Origin of the sequence: Geobacillus sp. BMUD (assembly GCF_013096845.1) — a bacterium.
Lineage (GTDB): Bacteria > Bacillota > Bacilli > Bacillales > Anoxybacillaceae > Geobacillus > Geobacillus vulcani.
This window is the reverse complement of record NZ_SDLA01000004.1, coordinates 1-18516: the sequence shown is the minus strand read 5'-3', so window position 1 is coordinate 18516 and position 18516 is coordinate 1. Positions and strand designations below refer to the sequence as shown.

General features: G+C 50.9%; 15 protein-coding genes and 1 rRNA gene. 8 read left to right on the top strand and 8 right to left on the bottom strand.

The features are described 5' to 3' along the window. Nucleotides 1–49: 49 nt before the first annotated feature. From noc to rpmH, 8 genes are all read right to left on the bottom strand, one after another. On the bottom strand, nucleotides 50–895 hold the full coding sequence (noc, locus tag ETC05_RS06825; protein WP_031406416.1) for a nucleoid occlusion protein: 846 nt from the start codon (nucleotides 893–895) through the stop codon (nucleotides 50–52). Between the two features lie 161 nt (nucleotides 896–1056). Beyond that, a complete protein-coding gene (rsmG, locus tag ETC05_RS06820) occupies nucleotides 1057–1773 on the bottom strand; it encodes a 16S rRNA (guanine(527)-N(7))-methyltransferase RsmG (protein WP_031406414.1) in 717 nt (238 codons plus the stop codon). Nucleotides 1774–1796: 23 nt separating this feature from the next. Continuing rightward, complete coding sequence (mnmG, locus tag ETC05_RS06815) at nucleotides 1797–3686, bottom strand: tRNA uridine-5-carboxymethylaminomethyl(34) synthesis enzyme MnmG (protein ID WP_031406412.1); 1890 nt, start codon at nucleotides 3684–3686, stop codon at nucleotides 1797–1799. A 19-nt stretch (nucleotides 3687–3705) separates the two neighbouring features. Then, a complete protein-coding gene (gene mnmE, locus ETC05_RS06810) occupies nucleotides 3706–5094 on the bottom strand; it encodes a tRNA uridine-5-carboxymethylaminomethyl(34) synthesis GTPase MnmE (RefSeq protein ID WP_031406410.1) in 1389 nt (462 codons plus the stop codon). 341 nt (nucleotides 5095–5435) lie between these two features. Then, entirely contained in the window at nucleotides 5436–6092 is a 657-nt protein-coding gene (jag, locus tag ETC05_RS06805; RefSeq protein ID WP_031406408.1) for an RNA-binding cell elongation regulator Jag/EloR, read from the bottom strand. Continuing rightward, complete coding sequence (spoIIIJ, locus tag ETC05_RS06800) at nucleotides 6089–6853, bottom strand: YidC family membrane integrase SpoIIIJ (RefSeq protein WP_031406406.1); 765 nt, start codon at nucleotides 6851–6853, stop codon at nucleotides 6089–6091. The genes jag and spoIIIJ overlap by 4 nt, the downstream gene beginning before the upstream one ends. A gap of 73 nt (nucleotides 6854–6926) precedes the next feature. Further along, nucleotides 6927–7292, bottom strand: coding sequence for a ribonuclease P protein component (gene rnpA / locus ETC05_RS06795; RefSeq protein ID WP_031406404.1), 366 nt, complete (start codon nucleotides 7290–7292; stop codon nucleotides 6927–6929). Between the two features lie 79 nt (nucleotides 7293–7371). Continuing rightward, entirely contained in the window at nucleotides 7372–7506 is a 135-nt protein-coding gene (rpmH, locus tag ETC05_RS06790) for a 50S ribosomal protein L34 (RefSeq protein ID WP_003253900.1), read from the bottom strand. Between the two features lie 488 nt (nucleotides 7507–7994). On the opposite strand from rpmH, the gene dnaA reads away from it, so the two are divergent. The 8 genes from dnaA to ETC05_RS06750 all read left to right on the top strand — a co-directional run. Continuing rightward, the gene (gene dnaA, locus ETC05_RS06785; protein ID WP_031406401.1) at nucleotides 7995–9347 is read left to right on the top strand and encodes a chromosomal replication initiator protein DnaA; all 1353 of its coding nucleotides are present in this window, start codon (nucleotides 7995–7997) and stop codon (nucleotides 9345–9347) included. Nucleotides 9348–9520: 173 nt separating this feature from the next. Next, a complete protein-coding gene (gene dnaN, locus ETC05_RS06780) occupies nucleotides 9521–10657 on the top strand; it encodes a DNA polymerase III subunit beta (protein WP_031406399.1) in 1137 nt (378 codons plus the stop codon). 187 nt (nucleotides 10658–10844) lie between these two features. Continuing rightward, on the top strand, nucleotides 10845–11075 hold the full coding sequence (gene yaaA, locus ETC05_RS06775; RefSeq protein WP_084177466.1) for a S4 domain-containing protein YaaA: 231 nt from the start codon (nucleotides 10845–10847) through the stop codon (nucleotides 11073–11075). An 11-nt stretch (nucleotides 11076–11086) separates the two neighbouring features. Further along, entirely contained in the window at nucleotides 11087–12205 is a 1119-nt protein-coding gene (recF, locus tag ETC05_RS06770) for a DNA replication/repair protein RecF (RefSeq protein WP_171660667.1), read from the top strand. Nucleotides 12206–12250: 45 nt separating this feature from the next. Continuing rightward, the gene (gyrB, locus tag ETC05_RS06765; RefSeq protein WP_171660666.1) at nucleotides 12251–14173 is read left to right on the top strand and encodes a DNA topoisomerase (ATP-hydrolyzing) subunit B; all 1923 of its coding nucleotides are present in this window, start codon (nucleotides 12251–12253) and stop codon (nucleotides 14171–14173) included. 150 nt (nucleotides 14174–14323) lie between these two features. Beyond that, nucleotides 14324–16801 (top strand): DNA gyrase subunit A, encoded by a 2478-nt coding sequence (gyrA, locus tag ETC05_RS06760; protein WP_171660665.1) that lies wholly within the window; start codon nucleotides 14324–14326, stop codon nucleotides 16799–16801. Nucleotides 16802–16927: 126 nt separating this feature from the next. Continuing rightward, complete coding sequence (locus ETC05_RS06755; RefSeq protein WP_031406389.1) at nucleotides 16928–17995, top strand: HD-GYP domain-containing protein; 1068 nt, start codon at nucleotides 16928–16930, stop codon at nucleotides 17993–17995. Nucleotides 17996–18315: 320 nt separating this feature from the next. After that, a 16S ribosomal RNA gene (locus ETC05_RS06750) occupies nucleotides 18316–18516 on the top strand; the annotation flags it as partial.

Here is an 18516-nt window from a genome sequence, read left to right as displayed (position 1 = left end):
AAGAAAAAACCCCATCAGCTGCGCTTGATGAGGCAAAAGGTGACTTTCGTTATTTTTTCGCGATTCGAATCGTAATTTGATAGTAGTCATCGAATTCTTCTTCTTCAGATTGGACGGACACCCCGCTGCTTTCGACCATGGAAAGCGACTGTCGGATCGTGTTGACGGCGATGCGCATATCGCGGCTGAACGCCTTTCTCTTTGGCTTCGGCTTCCGTTCCCTCGCCTCAAGCAGCTTTAACACCCGATCTTCCGTCTGTTTGACGTTCAACTGTTTGTCAATGATCTCTTGCAGCAACTTCAGCTGTTTCTCTTTATCTTTCAACGCGATCAGTGCGCGCGCGTGGCGCTCCGTAATCGCGCGCTGCAAGAGCGCCTCTTGCACCTCTTGCGGAAGTTTCAGCAGACGCAGCTTGTTGGCAATCGTTGATTGTCCTTTGCCAAGCCGTTGGGCAAGCGCTTCTTGCGTCAAATCGTGCAGTTCGATCAATTTCGCGTACGCCATCGCCTCTTCAATCGGCGTCAACTCTTCACGCTGCAAGTTTTCAATGAGGGCGACGGAGGCGGTTTCTTTGTCATTCAAGTTTTTGATGATCGCGGGGATTTCCGTCCAGCCAAGCTTTTGCACCGCTCTCCATCTCCGCTCGCCAGCGATGATTTCAAACCGTCCGTTCCCGCATTCGCGGACAACGATCGGCTGGATGATGCCGTGCGTGCGGATCGTCAGCGCCAGTTCATCAATCTTTTCTTCGTCGAACATCGTACGCGGCTGAAATCTGTTCGGGATAATGCTTTCGACCGGAATGTGGCGAACTTCCTCCCGTTCCTGTTTTTCTCCTGTTTCTTCCTGTTCTCTTTCTCCAAAGCTGAACAAGCGCGAAAATGGATGCTTCATCCCCCTACACCACCTTTGGACATACTTGGCCAAAATGTCTCTGTCTCGCCCGACATACGCCGCCTTACGGTCAGTTTTTTTGTGCGGGACGAAGGTGGAGAGCGAAACAGCTTATTTCTCTCTTTCAACCGGCAAAGCCCTCCCCGCCGCCCGCAAAGACGCTACTGAATCGGTTGTTTGTTCGGCGTTCCTGGTTTGCGCGGGTATTGGTTCGGCGTTTTTCTCATTTTTTGAATGAAAATAATCGTTCGTTCACCTTCGTCAAACGGCAGCGTGAACGTTTCCGCCGCCGTCACTTCCCCGCCAAGCACAGAAATCGCCTTGTTTCCTTCTTTCAGCTCCTCGGGCGCCGAAGCAGCTTTCATCGCAATGAATGTGCCGCCCATTTTCACAAGCGGAAGGCAAAGTTCGGCAAGCACCGGCATGCGCGCTACGGCCCTAGCTGTCACAACGTCAAACGACTCGCGCATTCCCTTTTGACGGGCGAACGTCTCAGCGCGTTCGTGGTAAAGGGCCACGTCCGCAAGTCCGAGCTCCGTGATCAGATGCTCTAAAAAACGGATGCGTTTTTGCAGCGAATCAACAATGGAAACGCGCAAATGCGGAAAACATATTTTCAGCGGAATGCTCGGAAATCCCGCCCCGGCACCGACGTCGCAAAGCGCAAGCGAAACCGAAAAATCGTAGTAAAACGCCGGAGACAAGGAATCGAAAAAATGTTTGACATAGACGCTGTGCTTGTCCGTAATGGCGGTCAAATTCATCTTCTCATTCCACTCAACGAGCAGTTCATAATAGCGCTCAAACTGCGCAAGCGCCCGGGACGAGAGGGAGATTCCCCTCTCATCAAGCATGGCTTGAAATTGTGTCGCCTCCATAAGCCATTCCTTTCCCTCAAGGTTTATTCATTCGACACGCGCGCGATTCTTCCTTGTTCCAAATACACTAATAAGATCGAAATATCAGCCGGGTTGACGCCGGAAATGCGCGACGCTTGGGCGATTGAGAGCGGGCGCACCTGTTTGAGCTTTTGCCGCGCCTCGGTTGCAAGACCTTGGATCGCATCGTAGTCGATATCTTCCGGAATTTTTTTGTTTTCCATTTTTTTGAGCCGCTCAACTTCTTGCAGCGATTTTTGGATGTAGCCTTCATATTTGATTTGAATTTCGACTTGTTCGGCCACTTCTTTAGCGATCTCTTCGTCAGCCGGCGCCAGTTGTCGGATGTGCTCGTACGTCATCTCCGGACGCCGGAGCAAATCGGCGGCGCGGATGCCGTCTTTCAATTCACTTCCGCCCGCTTCGCGAATGACCTGCTGCACTTCAGGCGTTGGCTTGATGATCACTGTCTGCAGCCGTTTTTTCTCCCGTTCGATGGCCTCTTTTTTCGCCAAAAATTTTTGATACCGTTCTTCAGAAATGAGACCGATCCGATAGCCGAGCTCAGTTAGGCGCAAATCGGCGTTGTCATGGCGAAGCAAAAGCCGATATTCGGCGCGCGACGTCAAAAGGCGGTACGGCTCATTCGTCCCTTTCGTCACCAAGTCGTCGATCAAAACGCCGATATAGGCATCCGAACGGCTTAAAATGATTTCTTCACGGCCGAGCGCCCGATGGGCGGCGTTAATGCCGGCCATGATGCCTTGTCCTGCCGCTTCTTCATAGCCGGACGTGCCGTTGATTTGCCCGGCGGTATACAAGTTTTTCACAAGCTTCGTCTCGAGTGTCGGCCATAGCTGCGTCGGTACGATGGCATCGTACTCGATCGCATAGCCAGCCCGCATGAGCTGCGCCTTCTCAAGTCCCGGGATCGTCTCGAGCAGCTTGCGCTGGATATGTTCCGGCAAGCTTGTCGACAACCCTTGCACATAGACTTCTTCCGTTTCCCGCCCTTCCGGTTCGAGGAAAATTTGATGGCGCGGCTTATCGTGGAACCGGACGACTTTATCCTCAATCGATGGGCAATAGCGCGGTCCGGTTCCTTTGATCATGCCGGAGTACATCGGTGACAAATGCAAGTTTTCATCAATGATGCGGTGTGTTTCTTCCGTCGTGTACGTCAGCCAGCACGGCAGCTGATCAGTGATGTATGTTGTCGTCTCATACGAAAACGCCCGCGGCTCCTTGTCCCCCGGCTGAATTTCCGTTTTGCTGTAGTCGATCGTCCGGCTGTTGACGCGCGGCGGCGTGCCCGTTTTGAAGCGAACAAGCTCAAATCCAAGCTCTTCTAAATGCTCGGACAGCTTAATCGACGGCTGTTGGTTGTTCGGGCCGCTCGAATATTTAATGTCTCCAATGATGATTTCCCCGCGCAAAAACGTCCCGGTCGTAATGACGACCGCTTTGGCGTAATAATGCGCCCCCGTGTGAGTGATGACACCTTTGCAAACGCCGTCTTCGACGATCAGCCGCTCGACTTTTCCTTGCAGAAGCGTCAAATTTTCTTGATTCTCGAGCGTTTTTTTCATTTCCCGCTGGTACAGCACTTTATCGGCTTGCGCCCGAAGCGCGCGGACGGCTGGCCCTTTGCCGGTGTTTAGCATCCGCATTTGAATGTACGTTTTATCAATGTTTTTCGCCATTTCCCCGCCGAGAGCGTCGATTTCGCGCACGACAATTCCTTTCGCCGGGCCGCCGATCGACGGGTTGCACGGCATGAACGCGATCATATCGAGGTTGAGTGTAATGACAAGCGTCTTTGCCCCGATGCGGGCGGAAGCAAGCGCCGCTTCGCAACCGGCATGACCGGCGCCGACGACAATGACGTCATATGTTCCCCCATGATAATCCATACAGCATTTCCCTCCTCGTTTACTTTCCTAGGCAAAATTGAGCAAACAGCTGATCGATTAGGCTCTCATGGACAGTATCGCCAATGATTTCACCAAGCAGCTCCCATGCCCGGCGCAAATCGATTTGGACAAGATCGACCGGCATGCCGGCGTCGATGCCGGCCAAGGCATCTTCGATCGCTGTCTTCGCCTGTTCGAGCAAGGCGATATGGCGAGAGTTGGAAACGTATGTCAAATCGCCCGCTTCCAGCTCCCCACCAAAAAACAGGTCAGCAATCGCTTTTTCCAGTTCATCAATTCCTTGTTCATGCAACAGGGACGTCGTCACGACCGGGCGGCCGGCTGCCAGCTCCTTGACCCGTTCCATATCGATCCGCCGGGGCAAATCGGTTTTATTCACAATGACGATGGCATCCATCCCCTCAATCATGGCAAACAGCCGCTCATCCTCTTCGGTGATTGGCTCATGATAATTCAAGACAAGCAAAATTAAATCAGCCCGCTTCAGCATCTGCCGCGAGCGCTCGACGCCGATCCGTTCGACGACATCTTCCGTTTCGCGGATGCCAGCCGTATCAATCAAGCGAAGCGGTACGCCGCGGACGTTGACATATTCCTCGATAACGTCGCGCGTCGTTCCCGGAATATCAGTGACGATCGCCCGATTTTCATGGGCGAGCGCATTCAAAAGCGACGACTTGCCGACGTTCGGCCGCCCGATGATAACCGTTGCCAGCCCTTCGCGCAATATTTTTCCTTGCGCGGCGGTCGACAGCAGCTTTTCAATTTGCCCGCGCACATATTCTGCCTTCTCCCGCAAGAGACGCGGCGTCATTTCTTCGACATCATCGTATTCCGGATAATCGATATTGACTTCAACATGTGCCAGCGTCTCCAAAATCGTCTGACGCAACTCGCGAATCAATTTTGACAGGCGCCCCTCCATTTGCTGTAAGGCAACGTTCATCGCTCGGTCGGTTTTGGCGCGGATCAGGTCGATGACTGCCTCCGCTTGAGATAAATCAATGCGCCCATTTAAAAACGCCCGCTTCGTAAACTCCCCCGGCTCGGCAAGCCGCGCCCCGTTTGCCAGCACGAGCTGCAGCACGCGATTGACAGAAACAAATCCACCGTGGCAGTTGATCTCGACCACGTCCTCGCGCGTGAATGTCTTTGGAGCGCGCATAACAGACACCATTGCTTCTTCAACGACCCGCCCGCTTTTCGGATCAATGATATGCCCATAGTGGATCGTATGCGATGGAACGTCTTTGAGCCGCTTCCCGCTCGGGCTGCGGAAAAGCCGGTCAGCAATCTCCACCGCCTGATCTCCGCTCAACCGAACGATAGCAATCGCCCCCTCGCCCATCGGCGTCGAAATGGCAGCAATCGTATCAAACTCCGTCAAAGCTGTTCACCTCTCTTTACTCCGCTTTCTCTATATCCACAGCCCGTTTTGGCCGCTTTTTCCCTTGTGTATATTCACTTAGTTCAATTTTAGCTTATCCACATGTGAATAACAATACGGCGCGCTCAACGCGGTTGTTGAAAAATCGAAGCGGCGGCCGTCAAAAAAGTTGGTGGAAACTAGCGATTGCTTCACAATTATCTGAACGGATAGGCAAAAAAGACCGTTGCACGCTGTTTCCCTATTGGAAGCAGCTCTTGCTGGAGCGTTTTCCCCATTTCCATCGTCAATTTTCCATGCGGCGCCAACACCGTAAAAAAAGAGGCCGCCTCTCTACCAGTTTAGCGAGGCGACTCTTTTTTCGACGACATTTTGCCTATTTTCGGAGCGACGACAATCGAACGGTGCGGATCAACGCCAACAGAATAGGTCAAGACGTGCTTGTTGTCAGCCAGCGTTGCATGGATAATCTTCCGTTCATGCGCCGGCAGCGGCTCCAACCTGACTTCTTTTCCCGTCTTCACCGCCCGGGCAGCCAGTTTGTGCGCCAGCTCGACCAGCGCCTTTTCCCTTCGTTCGCGGTAATTTTCGACATCGACGGCAATCGACACGTATTCGTCAGCATGGCGGTTGGCGACGAGCTGCGCCAAAAACTGAAGAGCGTTTAACGTTTGCCCGTGCTTGCCGATCAATAGACCGACCGGCCCCCCGTGCACCTGAAGCGTCACCTGCTTGCCGCGGCGGACGGCTTCGATGCTTGTCCCTTCCGCCCCCATTTGCGCGATGACTTGCTGCAAAAAGCGAACCGTCTCCTCAACCGGGTCAATTTTCAGCACGGCTTTCACAACCGCCGGCCGACCGCCAAACAAGCCAAACCAACCCCTTTTCCCTTCATCAAGCACAACAATAACTGCACGCTCTCGAGGCACGCCAAGCTGCACGAGCGCCAACTGCACCGCCTCTTCGACTGTTCGGGCAGTCGCAGTCACTTCTTTCACTTTTTCGCTCCTCCTGAATGGGCGGCAATCTCCGGCCCTTTAATGAGATACGTTTGCACAATGGAGAAAATATTTCCGACGACCCAGTAAAGCGACAAAGCAGCTGGGAAGTTGATCGCAAAAATGACGATCATAATCGGCATCATCCAAAGCATCATCGCCATTTGTGGATTTTGCTGAGCGGAGCCGGCCATCATGATTTTCTGCTGGATGAACGTCGTCACGCCGGCAATGACCGGCAAAATGTAGTACGGGTCTTTTTCGCCAAGGTCAAACCATAAAAAATTATGTTGGGCAATTTCTCGCGTCCGCATGATGGCATGGTAAAATCCAATTAAAATCGGCATCTGGATCAAAATAGGGAAACAGCCGGCCATTGGATTGACGCCGTGCTTTTGGAACAAGAGCATCATCTCTTGCTGGAGCTTTTGTTGAGTTTGCGCGTCTTTTGAGCTGTATTTTTTGCGGAGCGCTTCGATTTCCGGCTGAAGCGCTTGCATCGCCTTCGCGTTGCGCGTCTGTTGGATCATCAGCGGCAAAATCAACAGGCGGATCAAAATGGTGACGACAATGATCGACAACCCAAAGCTTCCGCCGAGCAGCCCCGCGACATATTTGATCAGCCAAGAAAGTGGATAAACGATATACTCGTTCCAAAACCCCTTGCTTTCCGGGGTGATCGGTTTGTGAATTTCCGTGCATCCGGCCAGCACAACCGCTAACACACCGAACAAAATGATTAGTCTGATTCGCCTTTTCACCTTCTTTTTCCTCCCATATATACAAGTTCACGTATGTATTTTACCACCTTTTTTTGCCGCGTGGAGCATTTTTTCAAGCCGGATGCAGCGGTCGGCCTCCTTTTTTCAGCCCCCCGGATTTCCGGAGCACATGGATTAAACTTCTTTTTACTTCTGCATAATTCATCTCCGCCACCGGTTGCCTAGCGATCACGACATAGTCTTTGCCAGGGATAATCTCCTCTTTCAATTCGAGGAAGCATTGGCGGATGTATCGCTTGATTCGATTTCGGACGACAGCCTTGCCGAGTTTTTTGCTGACAGACAGCCCAAGGCGAAAATAAGGCTGCTCCGGGCGGTCAAGCGTGTAGATGACAAACTGACGGTTGGCCGTTGAAACGCCCTTCTGAAACACTTCCTGGAACTCCTCGTTTCTCTTGATCCGATACTTTTTTTTCATTCTCCCAAAACACTCCATTTGCCTCATTTCCCGGCGGCAAAATATTGAGAAAAAAGACCACTGAAACTTCAGTGGCCTATTATGCAGACAAAACTTTTCTTCCTTTGCGGCGGCGGCGCGCCAACACTTTTCTGCCGTTTCTCGTGCTCATGCGCGCGCGGAATCCATGCACTTTGCTGCGTTTCCGTCTATTCGGTTGATACGTCCGTTTCATCTATGACACCTCCCTAGGGAATAACAGTTACGGGCAGTCTTTCTCATTATATTGAACAATCTTAGCAAATGTCAACCGCCTCTTCGTTTTTCCAACTTTGATCAACGTTGTGGATAAATTTTTTCTCCCTTATCAACAATCCACAACATTTATCGACATTTTTTTCACATGTTCAACGGTGTGGATAACGATTTTTTCACTTCCTGTCCGTTTTGTGGATAATCAAAAAAATTCCGTTGCAACAAGCCGCTTTATTTGCTATTATTATTGTGTTTTCACTATGGATAATCATGTGGATAAGATAAATCTATCCACAAAATGTGGATAGATTGTGGATAGCTTTTTTCACAAATTGTCAATAACATTACCCACAGACGGTGGATTTTGTCGAAAAGCTGCTTTTTTCCTTGATATGCTTTTTCTGCTTTTTCCACAAACCTATTTTTTAAACAAATGATCATCCTCTGATTTTAAGGGAGGGGCAACGGGTGGAAAATATCCATGACTTATGGAATCGCGTGCTCGCGGAGATCGAACGAAAAATCAGCAAGCCGAGCTTTGAGACTTGGCTCAAATCAACAAAAGCCCACTCTTTACGAGGTGACACGCTCGTCATCGTAGCCCCGAACGAGTTTGCTAGAGATTGGCTTGATTCTCGCTACTCTCATTTAATTGCGGAAACGATCTACGCCATCACAGGCGAAGAATTGGCCGTCAAGTTTATCATTCCGCCAAATCAGGATGATGAAGAACTAGAATTCCAGTCATCTAAGAAGAAGCAACGGAAACCGTATGAAGAGACAAACGATTTCCCACAAAGCATGTTAAATCCGAAATACACGTTCGATACGTTTGTCATCGGCTCCGGCAATCGGTTCGCCCATGCCGCTTCATTGGCGGTCGCTGAGGCCCCGGCCAAAGCATACAACCCCTTGTTTATCTATGGCGGCGTCGGACTTGGAAAAACACACTTAATGCACGCAATCGGCCATTACGTAATTGAACATAACCCATCAGCGAAAGTAGTCTATTTATCTTCAGAGAAATTTACGAATGAGTTTATTAACGCCATCCGAGACAACCGCCCTGACGACTTTCGCAACAAGTACCGGAACGTTGACGTTCTACTGATCGATGATATTCAGTTTTTGGCCGGAAAAGAACAAACACAAGAAGAATTTTTCCATACATTCAATACGCTGCATGAGGAAAGCAAGCAAATCGTCATCTCCAGCGACCGACCGCCGAAAGAAATCCCAACGCTCGAAGACCGCTTGCGTTCGCGCTTTGAGTGGGGGCTCATCACTGACATTACGCCGCCTGATTTGGAGACGCGGATCGCCATCCTCCGCAAAAAGGCGAAGGCGGAGGGGTTCGACATTCCAAACGAGGTGATGCTTTATATCGCCAATCAAATTGACTCGAACATCCGCGAGCTTGAGGGCGCTCTCATTCGCGTCGTCGCTTATTCGTCGCTCATCAACAAAGAGATCACCGCTGACTTGGCAGCAGAAGCATTGAAGGACATCATCCCAAGCGCAAAGCCAAAAGTCATCACGATTCAAGACATTCAGCGCGTTGTTGGACAACATTTCAACATCAAGATGGAAGATTTTAAAGCGAAAAAGCGAACAAAATCAGTCGCGTTCCCTCGGCAAATTGCCATGTACCTCTCCCGTGAACTGACCGACTGTTCGTTGCCGAAAATCGGCGATGAATTTGGGGGACGTGATCATACAACCGTCATCCACGCTCATGAAAAAATATCAAAGCTTTTGCAAACCGACACGCAGCTGCAAAGGCACATACAAGAGATTCAAGAAAAGCTGAAGCAACTGTGAACAACTGCCGCGGTTTTATGCACAGCTTATCCACATGTGGACAGGCTGTGCTTGCTTCGCTTTTTTTGTTTATCCACATACCAACAAGCCATACGACTAGTACTACGGTTTTTTATTTTTATACTTTCATAATTTATTTCCGACGACCTAAAGAAATGGGGAGGAACAGCAACATGAACATTTCCATTGACCGCGAAGCATTGGCCAAAAGCGTCCAAGACGTGATGAAAGCCGTATCGACAAGAACGACGATTCCGATTTTGACCGGAATTAAACTAACAGCGACTGCTTTGGGAGTAACGCTGACCGGAAGCGATTCCGACATTTCCATTGAATCGTTTATTCCGCTTGAAAAAGAAGGCAAGTTGCTCGTCGATGTAAAGAGACCGGGAAGCATCGTGTTGCAGGCGCGCTTTTTCTCTGAAATCGTGAAAAAACTGCCGCAACAAACGGTGGAAATCGAAACGGAAGACAACTTTTTGACGATCATCCGCTCCGGGCACTCAGAATTCCGACTCAATGGGTTGAACGCCGATGAATATCCGCGCCTGCCGCAAATCGAAGAAGAAAACGTGTTTCAAATCCCGGCTGATTTATTGAAAACCGTGATTCGGCAAACGGTGTTCGCCGTTTCTACATCAGAAACGCGTCCAATCTTGACAGGTGTCAACTGGAAAGTCGAACATGGCGAGCTTGTCTGCACAGCGACCGACAGTCATCGTTTAGCCATGCGCAAAGTGAAAATTGAGTCGGAAAATGAAGTATCATACAACGTCGTCATCCCTGGAAAAAGTCTTAATGAGCTCAGCAAAATTTTGGATGACGGCAACCACCCAGTGGACATCGTCATGACAGCCAATCAAGTGCTGTTTAAGGCCGAGCATCTTCTCTTCTTTTCCCGGCTGCTTGACGGCAACTATCCGGAGACGGCCCGCTTGATTCCAACAGAAAGCAAAACGACCATGATCGTCAATGCCAAAGAGTTTTTGCAGGCAATCGACCGAGCGTCCTTGCTTGCCCGAGAAGGAAGAAACAACGTTGTGAAACTGACGACGCTTCCTGGAGGAATGCTCGAAATTTCTTCGATTTCTCCAGAGATCGGGAAAGTGACGGAGCAGCTGAAAACGGAGTCCCTTGAAGGGGAAGAGTTAAACATTTCGTTCAGTGCGAAATATATGATGGACGCGTTGCGGGCGCTTGATGGAACAGACATTCAAATCAGCTTCACTGGAGCCATGCGGCCGTTCCTGCTGCGTCCGCTTCACACCGACTCGATGCTTCAGCTCATTTTGCCGGTGAGAACATATTGACCCACCGCCCTCCTATTGGCGAAAAACATTCAGCTCAAGGGCAAAAGCCCCCCGGCAACGCTGCTTTTTCTCAAGTCCGATGAGAAGGCGGGCAATATCTACGCCCATCCTTCTCATCGGCTTTCTTTGCGAGTGGGCGGATTTTCCGGTAAAATAAAAAAATAGGCAGTTTCAAGGAAAGCGAGCGATGACAAGGATGGAACAACGAGTGACGATTACAACAGAAACAATTACGCTGGGGCAGCTCTTAAAACTTGTGCGATTGATCGATACTGGCGGTGCAGCCAAATGGTTTTTGCAGGAACATCACGTGCTTGTCAATGGAGAACGGGAAAACCGGCGTGGGCGAAAGCTGAGAGACGGCGACCGGGTCGACATTGAACCGTTTGGCACGTTCGTCGTCGTAAAAGCAGAGTAGGTGAAGGTTCGGTGTTTTTGACCAACTTAACGTTGACAAATTACCGGAATTATGAGTATGAAACGCTGAATTTCAGCGAGGGCGTAAACGTCATCTTAGGAGAAAATGCCCAAGGAAAGACGAACATGATGGAGGCCATTTATGTTTTGGCCATGGCGAAATCGCACCGCACATCTAACGATAAAGACCTTATCCGTTGGAATGAAGAGTATGCTAAAATAGAAGGAAGAGCGGAAAAACGAAGCGGGTCGTTGGCGCTTGAGCTGTTGATTTCAAAAAAAGGAAAAAAAGCGAGATGCAACCATATTGAACAGCAACGGCTCAGCCAATACGTCGGCCATTTGAATGTCGTCATGTTCGCTCCCGAAGACTTGAATTTAGTCAAGGGCAGTCCACAAATGCGGCGCCGATTTGTTGATATGGAAATCGGGCAAGTGTCGCCTGTGTATATACATGATTTGAGCCAGTACCAAAAGCTGCTGCAGCAGCGCAATCATTACTTAAAAATGATGCAGGCGCGTGAGCGGAGCGATGAAGCGGTGCTTGATGTGTTAACTGAGCAGCTTGTATTGCTGGCGGCCAAAATTACGTTGCGGCGCCGCCAGTTTTTGTCGCTGCTTGAGCAATGGGCGACGCCGATCCACTATGAAATCAGCCGCGGTGCTGAACAGCTCTGTATCCGATACGAACCGTCGGTCGACGTATCAGAAAAGGCGGAATTGTCGAGAATAGTAGAAGCATACAGTGAAACGTTCGCCGCCATGAGGGAACGGGAAGTTCAGCGGGGAACGACGCTGGTCGGCCCGCATCGCGATGACATCGCGTTTTTCGTGAATGGAAAAAACGTGCAAACTTTCGGTTCCCAGGGGCAACAACGTACAACCGCGCTAGCAGTCAAGCTGGCAGAACTTGAGCTCATCTTTTCCGAGTTAGGCGATTACCCCATTTTATTGCTTGATGATGTGTTGTCAGAACTTGATGACTTTCGGCAAACCCACCTCCTTGATGCCATCCGGAAAAAAGTGCAAACTTTTGTCACAACAACAAGCATCGACGGCATTAAGCACGATATCATTCAAGAAGCGGCCATTTATCGAGTCCGTTCTGGTTCGGTAACCGCTCCTTTTTGACCGCGAGACGTTGAACGTTTGCAAAGAAAGCGTAGGTGATCAGGCATGACAATGGAACAACGGGTTAAGCAGACGTACGATGCAAGCCAAATCCAAGTGCTTGAAGGCCTTGAAGCGGTCCGCAAACGTCCGGGGATGTACATCGGCTCGACGGGGCCGAAAGGACTGCACCATCTCGTTTGGGAAATCGTCGACAACAGCATCGACGAGGCGTTGGCGGGCTATTGCACAAACATCGATGTGACGATCGGCAAAGACAACAGCATCACCGTCGCCGACAACGGACGCGGCATTCCGGTTGATATTCACGAAGCGACCGGGCGTCCTGCCGTCGAAGTCATTATGACCGTCCTTCATGCCGGTGGAAAATTTGGCGGAGGGGGCTACAAAGTGTCCGGCGGCTTGCACGGCGTTGGCGCTTCGGTTGTCAACGCCTTATCGGAATGGCTCGAAGTGTACGTCTATCGGGATGGAAAAATCCATTACCAGCGGTACGAGCGCGGAGAACCGTGCACCGACTTGCAAATCATCGGCGAGACAGACCGGACGGGAACGACGACCCGTTTTAAGCCGGATCCAGAAATTTTCACTGAGACGACGGAATTTGACTATGAAACGCTGGCCGCTCGGTTGCGTGAGCTTGCCTTTTTAAATCGCGGCTTAAAAATTACGCTGACGGACGAACGGGTTGACAACCGAAAAAACGAATATGTTTACGAAGGCGGCATTCGTTCATACGTCCGTCATTTGAACCGCACGCGAGAAGTGCTGCATGAGGAGCCAATTTATATCGCGGGCGAACGTGACGGCATTGCTGTAGAAATCGCCTTGCAGTACAACGATGGCTATACAAGCAATATTTATTCGTTTGTCAACAACATTCATACGCATGAAGGCGGCACACATGAATCCGGTTTTAAAATGGCGCTGACGCGCATTATCAATGATTACGCCCGCAAGCAGCAAATTTTTAAAGAAAATGACGCGAACTTGACTGGCGAAGATGTACGCGAGGGGCTGACGGCCATCGTGTCGATCAAGCATCCATCGCCGCAGTTTGAAGGACAAACGAAAACAAAGCTCGGCAACAGCGATGCGCGCACGGTGACCGATGCTGTCTTTTCCGAACAATTTGAAACATTCTTGCTTGAAAATCCCACGATTGCCCGAAAAATCGTCGAAAAAGGCATGATGGCAGCGCGGGCGCGGCTGGCGGCGAAAAAAGCACGTGAACTGACGCGGCGCAAAAGTGCGCTTGAAATTTCCAATTTGCCGGGCAAACTGGCTGACTGCTCGTCAAGAGACCCGTCGATCAGCGAGCTGTACGTCGTCGAGGGCGATTCGGCCGGCGGCTCGGCGAAACAAGGGCGCGACCGTCATTTCCAAGCCATTTTGCCGCTGCGCGGGAAAATCCTTAACGTGGAAAAAGCGCGCTTAGACAAAATTTTGTCGAACAATGAGGTGCGGGCGATTATTACCGCTCTTGGCACGGGCATTGGCGAAGAGTTTGACATCTCAAAGGCACGTTATCATAAGGTCATCATCATGACTGACGCCGATGTTGACGGGGCCCACATTCGCACGCTTCTTTTAACATTTTTTTACCGCTATATGCGGGAATTGATCGAACGCGGCTACATTTATATCGCTCAGCCGCCGCTGTATAAAATCGAGCAAGGAAAACAGGTGCGTTATGCTTACAACGACCGCCAGCTTGAGAAAATCCTTGCCGAACTGCCGGAACAGCCAAAACCGACGATTCAACGCTATAAAGGATTGGGCGAAATGAATCCGGAGCAACTTTGGGAAACGACGATGAATCCGGAAACGAGAACGCTGTTGCAAGTGAGCTTGCAAGACGCCATTGACGCAGATGAAACGTTTGAAATTTTAATGGGCGATAAGGTCGAGCCGCGCCGCCAGTTCATCGAAGAAAATGCCCGTTATGTGAAAAACTTGGACATTTAGGCTAAAAAGAGAGGGAAGCAGCCGTCCTCCTCGCTTCACCTTGCCGACGGGGACACCCGGCGCGCGAGCGAAGCGGCGCCCGCCGTCCGTCCGCGTCTGCCTGGCCGGGCGGGCCGGACTGGAGGAGGTTTTAAAGGGAGGTTTGAATGAATGGCAGAACACGAACAACCGCGCATCCGCGAAGTGAACATCAGCCAGGAAATGCGTTCTTCGTTTCTTGACTATGCGATGAGCGTCATCGTTTCGCGCGCCCTGCCGGACGTGCGCGACGGGCTGAAGCCGGTGCATCGCCGCATTTTATATGCCATGCACGACCTCGGCATGACTGCCGATAAACCGTATAAAAAGTCGGCTCGCATCGTCGGCGAAGTGATCGGGAAATACCATCCGCATGGGGATGCCGCCGTGTATGACACGATGGTGCGCATGGCGCAAGATTTCAACTACCGCTACATGCTTGTTGACGGCCATGGGAACTTCGGATCGATCGATGGCGACGCGGCAGCAGCGATGCGCTACACGGAAGCGCGCATGTCAAAAATTGCCATGGAGCTTTTGCGCGATATCAACAAAGACACGATCGATTATCAAGACAACTATGACGGTTCGGAGAAAGAACCGGTCGTGTTGCCGTCCCGGTTTCCCAATTTGCTTGTCAACGGTTCATCCGGCATCGCTGTCGGAATGGCGACGAACATTCCGCCGCACCAGCTTGGCGAAGTGATCGACGCCTTGTTGGCATTAAGCCAAAATCCGGAGATGACGGTTGCCGATTTGATGGAATACATCCCAGGACCTGACTTTCCAACCGCTGGGCAAATCATCGGCCGCAGCGGCATCCGCAAGGCGTATGAAACGGGGCGCGGCTCGATTACATTGCGCGCCAAGGCTGAAATTGAGCAACAGCCAAACGGCAAGGAAACGATCATTGTGAGCGAGCTCCCTTACCAAGTAAACAAGGCGAAACTGATCGAGCGGATCGCCGAACTTGTGCGCGAGAAAAAAATTGACGGCATCACCGACTTGCGCGACGAGTCGGATCGGAGCGGCATGCGCATCGTTATCGAAGTGCGGCGCGATGCCAATGCGAAAGTTGTGTTGAACAATTTGTACAAACATACGGCATTGCAAACGAGCTTTGGCATCAACATGCTCGCTTTGGTAAACGGCGAGCCGAAAGTGCTGAACTTAAAAGAGTGTTTGGAGCATTATTTAAACCATCAAAAAACCGTCATCCGCCGGCGGACGGCGTTTGAACTGAAAAAAGCCGAGGCGCGTGCTCACATTCTGGAAGGATTGCGCATCGCCCTTGACCATTTGGATGAAGTGATCGACCTCATCCGCCGCTCACAGACAACGGAGGCGGCACGCGAAGGGCTGATGGCGCGATTCTCGCTCAGTGAACGGCAAGCGCAGGCGATTTTGGATATGCGCCTGCAACGGTTAACGGGTCTCGAGCGGGAAAAAATCGAACAAGAATACCAAGACCTTGTCCGTCTGATCGCCGAACTGAGAGGTGTATTGGCCGACGAAGAGAAAGTACTGCAAATCATTCGCGATGAACTGAGCGAAATTAAGGAGCGGTTCAACGATGAGCGGCGCACGGAAATCGTTTCAGGAGCCGTTGAGCAGTTCGATGACGAGGATTTAATTCCACAAGAGCATGTCGTCATCACGCTTACTCATAAAGGCTACATCAAGCGCTTGCCTTTATCGACGTACCGGAGCCAAAAACGCGGCGGACGGGGCGTGCAAGGCATGCATACAGCGGAAGACGATTTCGTCGAACATTTGCTCATTACGTCGACTCATGACACCGTGCTGTTTTTCACGAATAAAGGGAAAGTGTATCAGGCAAAAGGCTACGAGATCCCAGAATTCGGCCGCACAGCCAAAGGGCTGCCGATCATCAACTTGCTTGAGCTCGATAAAGATGAGTGGATCAACGCCATGATTCCGATTGAAAGCGAGTTTAGCGATGAACGCTACCTCGTGTTTGCGACAAAGCAAGGAATTGCCAAACGTTCCCCGCTTTCAGCGTTCGCCCATATTCGCAACAACGGGCTTATCGCCATCCATTTGCGCGAAGGGGATGAACTGATTTCTGTCCGGCTGACGGATGGCAAAAAGCATTTGATCATCGGTACGAAAAACGGCATGCTCATCCGTTTTCCGGAAACCGACGTGCGGGCGATGGGCCGCAGCGCGACTGGAGTCAAAGCGATCACGCTTGATGTCGGGGATGAAGTCGTCGGCATGGAAATTTTAGAAGACCATCATGATGTGCTTGTCGTCACGAAAAAAGGGTTCGGCAAGCGCACCCCGGCCTCGGAATACCGCGTGCAAAGCCGCGGGGGCAAAGGATTGAAAACGTGCAACGTCACAGATAGAAACGGTCCTGTTGTTGCGGTGACAACGGTCGTCGGCAATGAAGACGTCATGGTGATCACGACCGGCGGTGTGCTCATTCGCATCGCCGTCAGTGATATTTCTCGGACAGGAAGAATCGCCCAAGGCGTTAAACTCATTCGCCTATCTGGCGAAGATGGGCATGAGTGCGTCTCTACGGTGGCGAAAGTGCCTGAGGAAGAAAGGGACGAGGAAAAAGAAGAAGATCATTCAGCCTAACGGAAACGGCGCTTCGCCTATAGGCGCGGGGCGTCGTTTTTTCTGCTTCAAAAGCCTGTCATCGCAGCCAAAATCATGTTAAGATAGAAATATACAGAGAAAAAAAGGCAAAGGGGGCACTAATCGATGGTCCGTGTGAAACGCTCCCAGCTCCGAGAAGGATGCGTAATCGCTGAAGATGTGCTCGGCAAGACGAAACGTCCAATTATACCGAAAAACACCGTGATCACGAAACCGTTGCTACTCATACTTGAAAAATTCCTCGTTGAAGAAGTGGATGTTGAACCATTGCTTGCCAACGGCGAGCCATTTCCCAACGCCGATTCCGCATCAGTGGCGGCTGCCAAACAGCCGATGGCCTTCTACTTAGAGGCGGTCCAACGATACAAAACATGGTTTCAATCGTGGCAAGCTGGTTTGCCGGTTGATATCGGTGAAATCAGAGGAGTCATCATTCCGCTTTTTGAACGAATGGCGGGCCAAAAACGAGAGTTGCTTATGTTGCATCATTACGCAACAAAGGACGAATATTTGCACCATCATGCCGTCAGCGTCGGGTTGCTTGCGGGTTTTTTGGCCATGCAGCTTGGATACAGCGAAGGGGAATGCCACCAAATCGCCCTTGCCGGTGTGCTAGCAGACTGTGGCATGGCGAAAGTAAGCAAGAGAATTTTGACAAATCCGTCAGCACTCACTGAAGCCGAGTTCAATGAAGTAAAGCAGCACCCTGTCTTCAGCTACCGCATGGTGCAAAAAATCCCTGCGCTAAATCATGGGGCAAAACTTGCCGTGCTGCAGCACCATGAACGAAACGACGGCAGCGGCTACCCGCTCGGCGTAAAAGCAGAAAGAATTCACCCTTACAGCCAGATCGTCGCCGTCGCTGATGTCTACCACGCTATGACTTCAGAACGGTTATACCGTCGCAAACAGTCGCCGTTTCGGGCCATTGAAACGATGCAAAGGGAGCAGTTCGGCAAACTGAGTACAGAAGCTGTCGCCGCACTGGTGAACGATCTCATCGGCCTACAAACAGGAGCCGTCGTTAAACTCTCCAACGGCGAAATGGCTGAAGTGATGTTTATCCCTCCGGACGAGCCAGTCCGGCCGATCGTCAAGATCATCGAAACCGGACAGTTGCGTTCACTAAGCGTTCAGCGGGATATCTATATCGAGGAAATGGTGCAAGGTTGACCAGTGTTAGTTCCAAAAAATACTATTGCCTAAACAACATCCACATGATACAATCAGCATTGCTTGTGACAATAAAAAAACAAAAAAAGTTGTTGACTTTTCGTTGCCCATGCGTTATTATCTAATAGCTGTCATCATTAAGGGACAGCGAAAAAGCTCCTTGAAAACTAAACAAAACGCAAGCGTCATAAGAAAAGCTGAGGCGAGCGTTTTGCCGCGACGGGCAAATGTTCTTCACCCACAGGGGTGGTGCATCCCGAGAGGGAAAGTGATTTGACCCTGAGCGGCGGCGAGCCGAAGCGGAATTAGCCAATCAACTTTCTTTGGAGAGTTTGATCCTGGCTCAGGACGAACGCTGGCGGCGTGCCTAATACATGCAAGTCGAGCGGACCGAATCGGAGCTTGCTCTGGTTTGGTCAGCGGCGGACGGGTGAGTAACACGTGGGCAACCTGCCCGCAAGACCGGGATAACTCCGGGAAACCGGGGCTAATACCGGATAACACCGAAGACCGCATGGTCT

Bases quoted from the DNA above. Each gene is read 5' to 3' on its own strand.
- noc (WP_031406416.1), bottom strand. From the start codon at position 895: ATGAAGCATCCATTTTCGCGCTTGTTCAGCTTTGGAGAAAGAGAACAG.
- rsmG (WP_031406414.1), bottom strand. From the start codon at position 1,773: ATGGAGGCGACACAATTTCAAGCCATGCTTGATGAGAGGGGAATCTCC.
- mnmG (WP_031406412.1), bottom strand. From the start codon at position 3,686: ATGGATTATCATGGGGGAACATATGACGTCATTGTCGTCGGCGCCGGT.
- rnpA (WP_031406404.1), bottom strand. From the start codon at position 7,292: ATGAAAAAAAAGTATCGGATCAAGAGAAACGAGGAGTTCCAGGAAGTG.
- rpmH (WP_003253900.1), bottom strand. From the start codon at position 7,506: ATGAAACGGACGTATCAACCGAATAGACGGAAACGCAGCAAAGTGCAT.
- dnaN (WP_031406399.1), top strand. From the start codon at position 9,521: ATGAACATTTCCATTGACCGCGAAGCATTGGCCAAAAGCGTCCAAGAC.
- yaaA (WP_084177466.1), top strand. From the start codon at position 10,845: ATGACAAGGATGGAACAACGAGTGACGATTACAACAGAAACAATTACG.
- gyrB (WP_171660666.1), top strand. From the start codon at position 12,251: ATGACAATGGAACAACGGGTTAAGCAGACGTACGATGCAAGCCAAATC.
- gyrA (WP_171660665.1), top strand. From the start codon at position 14,324: ATGGCAGAACACGAACAACCGCGCATCCGCGAAGTGAACATCAGCCAG.
- ETC05_RS06755 (WP_031406389.1), top strand. From the start codon at position 16,928: ATGGTCCGTGTGAAACGCTCCCAGCTCCGAGAAGGATGCGTAATCGCT.